The 7,163-nt window shown below is 63.6% G+C and carries 5 protein-coding genes; all 5 read left to right on the forward strand.

What is annotated here, in order from left to right:
* The first annotated feature begins 73 nt into the window (after window positions 1-73).
* The 5 genes from G1E_RS15675 (at window position 74) to fabB (ending at window position 6,998) form a co-directional block, all read left to right on the forward strand.
* Complete coding sequence (locus G1E_RS15675; RefSeq protein WP_175442645.1) at window positions 74-2,221, forward strand: TonB-dependent siderophore receptor; 2,148 nt, start codon at window positions 74-76, stop codon at window positions 2,219-2,221.
* On the forward strand, window positions 2,221-3,111 hold the full coding sequence (locus G1E_RS15680; RefSeq protein WP_009683175.1) for an ABC transporter substrate-binding protein: 891 nt from the start codon (window positions 2,221-2,223) through the stop codon (window positions 3,109-3,111). Before G1E_RS15675 ends, G1E_RS15680 begins: the two co-directional genes overlap by 1 nt.
* On the forward strand, window positions 3,108-5,042 hold the full coding sequence (locus G1E_RS15685) for an ATP-binding protein (RefSeq protein WP_009683176.1): 1,935 nt from the start codon (window positions 3,108-3,110) through the stop codon (window positions 5,040-5,042). Before G1E_RS15680 ends, G1E_RS15685 begins: the two co-directional genes overlap by 4 nt.
* 208 nt (window positions 5,043-5,250) lie before the next feature.
* Window positions 5,251-5,766 (forward strand): 3-hydroxyacyl-[acyl-carrier-protein] dehydratase FabA, encoded by a 516-nt coding sequence (fabA, locus tag G1E_RS15690; RefSeq protein ID WP_008089108.1) that lies wholly within the window; start codon window positions 5,251-5,253, stop codon window positions 5,764-5,766.
* An 11-nt stretch (window positions 5,767-5,777) separates the two neighbouring features.
* Window positions 5,778-6,998, forward strand: a complete 1,221-nt coding sequence (fabB, locus tag G1E_RS15695; protein WP_009683177.1) for a beta-ketoacyl-ACP synthase I — start codon at window positions 5,778-5,780, stop codon at window positions 6,996-6,998.
* Window positions 6,999-7,163 lie beyond the last annotated feature (165 nt).

Consider the following 7,163-nt stretch of genomic DNA (forward strand, 5'->3'; position numbering starts at 1 on the left):
AAAGCCTGGCACGGTGTGCTGGCAGCCAGAAGCTTGAGGCGGGTCACTGGCAATTGCGCCAAGGTCGGTTACCATGCCTGTTTCCATCCTGAGACAAGGCTGCTCTGTGTTCCCTGGCACGCCCCCTTTCCCGCGTCTGCTCATATTGACCGCCCTGCTCGGTAGCCCGGCCATGGCCGAGGATCTGTTCATCGACAACACCGACCTGCCCCAGGTTCTGACCGCCACGCGCCTGAAACAGTCGCCGGCAGCGGTGCCGGGCAGCATGACCGTCATCGACAGCGAACTGATCCGCGCCAGCGGTGCCCGTGACATCCCCGAGCTGCTGCGCCTGGTACCGGGCATGATGATCGGCTACGGCGCCGGCAACCAGCCCACGGTCAACTACCATGGCAGCAACGCCAACGACGCGCGGCGCATGCAGGTGCTGATCGATGGCCGCTCGGTGTACCGTGCCGGCCTGGCCACGGTGGACTGGAGCGACATTCCCCTGGCCATGGAGGATATCGAGCGTATCGAGGTGTTCCGTGGCCCGAACACGGTCAGCTATGGCGCCAACGCGCTGATGGCCGTGGTCAACATCCTGACCCGCAACCCGGCCGACAGCCATGGCACGCGGATGAAACTGACCCGCGGCCAGGATGGCATCAACGACTATTACCTCAGCCACGGCTTCGGCTGGGATGGCGGCGACATGCGCCTGTCGGTATCGGGCCAGCGCGACGACGGCTTCGACGAGAACCAGTTCGGCCAGGACTACCGCGACAGCCGCCGCTTGAACCGCTTCAACCTCAGCGCCAGTCAGACCCTGGCCATCGACCAGACCCTGGAATGGCAACTTGCGGCCAAAGAAGGCAGCAATCAACGGCCCTACACCTACCAGCCGGTTTTCCAGCAGTACGAAGCCGGCAACAACGCCGACGTCAACGCCAAGGACTACGCCGGTTCGCTGCGCTGGACCAAGGAATTCAGCGCTGAACACAGCCTTTATGTTCAGGGCTCGGCGCAACATTTTGACCGCCAGCAAGTGTGGCGTGCCTGTGATGCGGTGCAGTCATTCAGCCCCGAGCTGACCCAGCTCTGGCAACTGAACCCGGACTTCGCTGAAAGCGTGGCGCGCGGCATTGCCACAGGTGCCCCCCTGGCCACGAACGACCCGGCCCTGCAAGGGCTTTTGCAAAAAGTGCAGGAGCAATGGCAGAACGGCGGCAAGCAACAGGTATGCGGCGATGTTGACCAGAGTACCCGCGAAACCCGCTACGACCTGGAAATCCAGGACACCCTGAGCCTGACCGACAGCCTGCGCCTGCTCAGCGGTATGAACTACCGCTATGACCGGGCCGATTCGCAGACCTACTTCAACGGCAGCGTCGACGACCAGACCTGGCGCCTGTTCGGGCAACTGGAATGGCGCGCCGACGAGCACTGGATCCTGCAGGGCGGCGCCATGTTCGAGGACTCGCAGCTGTCCGGCGACTCGCTGACCCCGCGTGTGGCGGTCAACTACCTGATCACCCCGCGCCATGGCCTGCGTGCGGTGTATTCCGAGGCCGTGCGCTCGCCCGACATGTTCGAGAACAACGTCAACTGGAGCTACACGGTCAAGAACCTCACGCCCAATGCATTCGGCCTGCAAAACGGCGAATACTTCGTCAAGACCCGCGGCCCCGGCGACCTCGAGCAAGAGCGCATGCGCTCGCGCGAACTGGGCTACAACGGCTATTTCAGCGACATCGACCTGAGCATGGACGTGAAGCTGTTCTACGACGAGATCACCGGCATGATCAGCGAGCCGCTGCGCAACAACCAGTACATCGCCAGCAACGCCAACAAGGCCCGCTTCAGCGGCAGCGAGGCACAACTGGACTGGCGCCCTACCCTGCGCGACCGTCTGCGCCTGACCTACGCCTATGTCGATGCCTGGGCCAGCAACCCCGACGATCGCCGCCTCAGCGCCCGCAACAGCGGCTCGGCCGGGTGGATGCGCGACTGGGGTGCCGGCTGGTCGAGCGCGCTGTTCTACTACGGCGACGATGCCCTCAACGCGTACCGCTACGAGCGCTTGGACCTGCGCCTGGCCAAGCGTTTCCGGGTATATGGCAGCAACCTGGAGCTGGCGGCGTTGTGGCAACAGCGCCTGGACGATGAACCGACCACGGCAGCCCAGAACCGCTACGACAGCCGCCACCGCCTGAGCGTCAGCGCGGAGCTGGAGTTCTGATGAGCCTGCTGTTGCGCCTGCTGGTACTGTGCCTGTGGCCGCTGGGCCCATTGTCGGCCAGCGAGATCCTGCTGATCGGCGCCGAGGACCAGCCCGGCATCCGCAGCTTCGTGGCGGCGCTGGAAAACCGCAGGCCGCACGACCATGTGCACTTCCAGACCACCGCCGACTTGCCATCACCAGGCAAACTCAAGGCCGACCAGCGCCTGATCCTGCTCGACAACCCTGCCCTCGATTGGCGCCTGAGCGAAACCGCCGGGCCACCGGCCCTGGTCATGCGCGTCAGCCGCGTTCAGGCTGAGCAGCGCCTGGGAAAGTCGCGCCCGGCGTTTCTCACCTTCCTGTGGAATGACGCGCCACCGGCCCGTCAGTTGCGCCTGGCGCGTTACTTGCTGCCCCAGGCACGGCGTATCGGCGTGCTGTACGGCCAGCACAGCGGGTTTCTGCTCGAGGAACTGCGCCATGCGGCACGGCCGCTGGGCCTGGAAATCGTAGCCCAGGACTGGTCCGACCCACGCGACAACCGGCCATTGCAGCACCTGCTGGGCAACAGCGATGTCCTGCTGGGGCTGGACGACCCTGACCTGTACAACTCCAAGACGGCGAAGAACCTGCTGCTGAGCAGCTATGGCCGGCAGATGGCGCTGATCGGCCCCAACGCCGGTTTTGTCCGCGCCGGCGCACTGGCCAGCACCTACAGCGACCAGGACGACTGGCTGGCGGAACTCGACCAATTGCTCGACCAGCCCCCGGCGCGCTGGCCGCGCAGCCTCTACCCCAAGCGCTACAGCGTCAGCGGCAACCAGCAAGTGGCCCGGGCCCTGGGCCTTGAACCGATCGATCCGAACGCCGCCGCCCAGGTACTGGCCGAAGGAGAACCCACCCCATGAGCAGCAAACGCCTGAGTTGGGACATTCACACCCGCACCCAGATCATCAGCCTTGGCCCCGCGCTGCTGCTGACCTTGCTGCTGATCAGCTTCTTTACCTTCGTTCGTATCCAGGACCTGCGCCAGGAACTCAACCACACCGGGCAATTGATCGCCAACCAGCTGGCACCCGCGTCGGAGTACGGGGTGATTTCCGGTAACAACGAAGTGCTCGAGGGGCTCATGCGGGCCACCCTCAGCATCCCGCACGTCCGCTTCCTGGAGGTACAGGACAGCCGCAACCACATCCTGGTCTACGTGGAGCAGTCCGACGAAAGCGCCAACCGCGCGCAGCAGGTCGAAGTGTTCCAGGCGCCCATCCGCCTGCAGCAGATACGCCTGGACAACGATTTTCTGCAACAGGGCAAAGCCAACACCCCGGCCATCGGGGACGACTACCTGGGCCGGGTGATCGTCGGCATGTCCGATGACGCGTTCAGCCAGCGCCAGCAGGAAATCGTGATCAAGGCGGGCATCCTCGCGCTGTTCGCCCTGCTGTTCACCTTCTTGCTGGCTCGCCGCCTGGCCCTGAGCCTGGCCAAGCCGATCAGCGACATGGGCCACGCGGTCAAGGCCATCCAGCAAGGCAAGTACAACACCCCCTTGCCTGTGGTAGACGACAGCGAGCTGGGCCACCTGGCGCGCCACATCAACAACCTGGCCAGCGCCCTGGAGCAGGCCAGCGCTGAACAGCAACAAACCATTGCCGAGCTGATCCAGGCCCGCGAAGAGGCTGAACAGGCCAACCGTGCCAAGTCCGATTTCCTGGCGATGATGAGCCACGAGCTGCGCACTCCGATGAACGGCGTGATGGGCATGCTGCAGTTGCTGGAAACCACCCCGCTCAGCAACGAACAGGCCGATTACACCGCCGTGGCCAGCGAGTCCACCGGGCACCTGCTGAAAGTCATCAACGATATTCTGGACTTCTCGCGCATCGAACGCGCCGCGCTGCAACTGGAACACATCGACTTCAACCTCGGCGAGCTGATCACCAGCAGCGTCCAGTCCTTCCAGCACAGCGCCCAGCAACGCGGCCTTGGGCTGCACCTGCAACTGCCGGCCGACATCGACCAGTTGCAGGTGAACGGCGACCCTACGCGCATCCGCCAGATCCTGCTGAACCTGGTGGGCAACGCGCTGAAGTTCACCGAACGCGGCCAGGTGCAGGTCGAGGCCCGCTGGCAAGTGGTCGATCGGCAGTTGATCTGGCTGACCTGCAGCGTGCGTGATACCGGCATCGGTATCGACAGCGACCGCCTGGAAATGATGTTCGTCGCGTTCCAGCAAGCGGACAGCTCGATTTCCCGCCGCTATGGCGGCACCGGGCTGGGGTTGTCGATCGCCCGCACCCTGGCCGAGCGCATGGGTGGCAAGCTGCGCGGTGAGAGCCATGTGGGCCAGGGTTCAACGTTCACCCTGGAGATGCCGTTGGCCTTGGCCAGCCAGGCGCCAGCGCCACTGCCGCACCCACTCGACCCGCCAGCGGCCGCTGCGGAGCAGAAAAAGGTGCTGTTGGTCGAGGATAATCCGGTCAACCAGAGTGTCATAGAAGCCATGCTGCGCAGCCTGGGGCTGGCGGTGTGCACCGCTGCAGACGGCCTCGAGGCGGTCGACCTGGTGGGCCGCCAGCGCTTTGCCGCGGTGCTGATGGACTGCCGGTTGCCGCACATGGACGGCTATGAAGCCACCCGCCGCATTCGCCAACTGGACAACGGCACAGGGCTGCCGATCATCGCCCTGACCGCCAACGCGCTCGACGGCGACCGCGAGCGATGCATGACCGCCGGCATGGATGACTACCTGAGCAAACCCTTGCGCCGCAGCGAACTGCAGCGCGTGCTGCAACGCTGGTTACCCGGCCAGACAACCGCGACTGGCGATAAATGCTAAAGTGCGGCAGTCTTAAACACTGGACAGGACCTTCATCGGCCCTGAAAATAGACGTTTCAGTGCACACCTGTACTTCTTTCACCAGGTGCGCTGTGACTTTCACCACAACGCAATAGTCTACCTGTAGGCTACCGCCCCGAAGCCGTTGGTTATTCGGGTCGGTCGGGAAGATTCATCCCCTGCCACAGGGGGTTATTGAGGAGCTCGCATGACCAAACAACACGCCTTTACTCGGGAAGACCTGCTGCGCTGCAGTCGCGGTGAGCTGTTCGGCCCAGGTAATGCGCAACTGCCCGCGCCGAACATGCTGATGGTCGATCGCATCACCCACATCAGCGAAGAAGGCGGCAAGTACGGCAAAGGTGAGTTGGTCGCCGAGCTGGATATCACCCCGGACCTGTGGTTCTTCGCCTGCCATTTCGAAGGCGACCCGGTCATGCCGGGCTGCCTGGGCCTCGACGCCATGTGGCAGCTGGTCGGTTTCTTCCTCGGCTGGCAGGGCCTGCCAGGCCGCGGCCGCGCCCTGGGTTCGGGCGAAGTGAAGTTCTTCGGCCAGGTTTTGCCTACCGCCAAGAAAGTCACCTACAACATCCACATCAAACGCGTCCTGAAGGGCAAGCTGAACATGGCCATCGCCGATGGCTCGGTCAGCGTTGACGGCCGCGAGATCTACACCGCCGAAGGCCTGCGGGTCGGCGTGTTCACCTCCACTGACAATTTCTAAGGGTTATTCGCATGCGCCGCGTCGTTATCACTGGTCTGGGCATCGTTTCGTGCCTGGGCAATGACAAAGCTACCGTCACCGAAAACCTGCGCAACAGCCGTCCGGGTATCCGTTACAACCCGGAATACAAGGAAATGGGGCTGCGTAGCCAGGTTTCCGGGTCCATCGACCTCAACCTCGAAGAATTGATCGACCGCAAGGTCTACCGCTTCGTGGGCCACGCGGCTGCCTACGCCTACCTGGCCATGCAGGACGCGATCAAGGATTCCGGCCTGACCGAAGAGCAGGTGTCCAACCCGCGTACCGGCCTGGTGGCTGGCTCCGGCGGCGCCTCGACCCTGAACCAGATGGAAGCGCTGGACACCCTGCGCGAGAAAGGCGTCAAGCGTGTCGGCCCTTACCGCGTCACGCGCACCATGGGCAGCACCGTTTCGGCGTGCCTGGCTACGCCGTTCAAGATCAAGGGCATCAACTACTCGATCTCGTCGGCCTGCGCCACTTCGGCTCACTGCATCGGTACCGCACTGGAGCAGATCCAGTGGGGCAAGCAGGACATCGTCTTTGCCGGCGGCGGTGAAGAAGAGCACTGGAGCCAGTCGTTCCTGTTCGATGCCATGGGCGCCCTGTCGACCAAGCGCAACGAAACCCCGGAACTGGCCTCGCGCGCCTACGACGCAGACCGTGATGGCTTCGTCATCGCTGGCGGCGGCGGCATGGTGGTGGTCGAGGAGCTGGAACACGCCCTGGCCCGTGGCGCCAAGATCTACGCCGAAATCGTTGGTTACGGTGCGACCTCCGACGGTTACGACATGGTTGCCCCGAGTGGCGAAGGCGCTATCCGCTGCATGCAGCAGGCGCTGTCCACCGTCGACACCCCGATCGATTACCTGAACACCCACGGCACCTCGACCCCGGTCGGTGACGTTGCCGAGATGAAAGGCGTTCGCGAGGTATTCAAGGACAAGGCGCCGAAGATCAGCTCGACCAAGAGCCTGTCGGGCCACTCGCTGGGCGCCGCGGGCGTGCACGAGGCGATCTACTGCCTGCTGATGATGGAAAACAACTTCATCGCCGGCTCTGCCAACATCGACGAGCTGGACGCGGAAGTGGCCGACCTGCCGATCCTGCGCAAAACCGAAGAAAACGCCAAGATCGACACGGTCATGAGCAACAGCTTCGGCTTCGGCGGCACCAACGCCACCCTGGTGCTCAAGCGCTGGGAAGGCAAGTAACGCGCCCTGGCAGTAATCAAAAACGCCCCGACTGGTTCGGGGCGTTTTCTTTTGTGTCGCCTGTACTGGCCCTGTCGCAGGCAAGCCAGCTCCCACAGGTACTGCGCAAGGTTTGGAACCTGTGCAACCCTGTGGGAGATTCTATGGTTCCTGGCAAGGGTAGCC

It is taken from the genome of Pseudomonas sp. TJI-51 (assembly GCF_000190455.2).
In the GTDB taxonomy this organism is placed as follows: domain Bacteria; phylum Pseudomonadota; class Gammaproteobacteria; order Pseudomonadales; family Pseudomonadaceae; genus Aquipseudomonas; species Aquipseudomonas juntendi.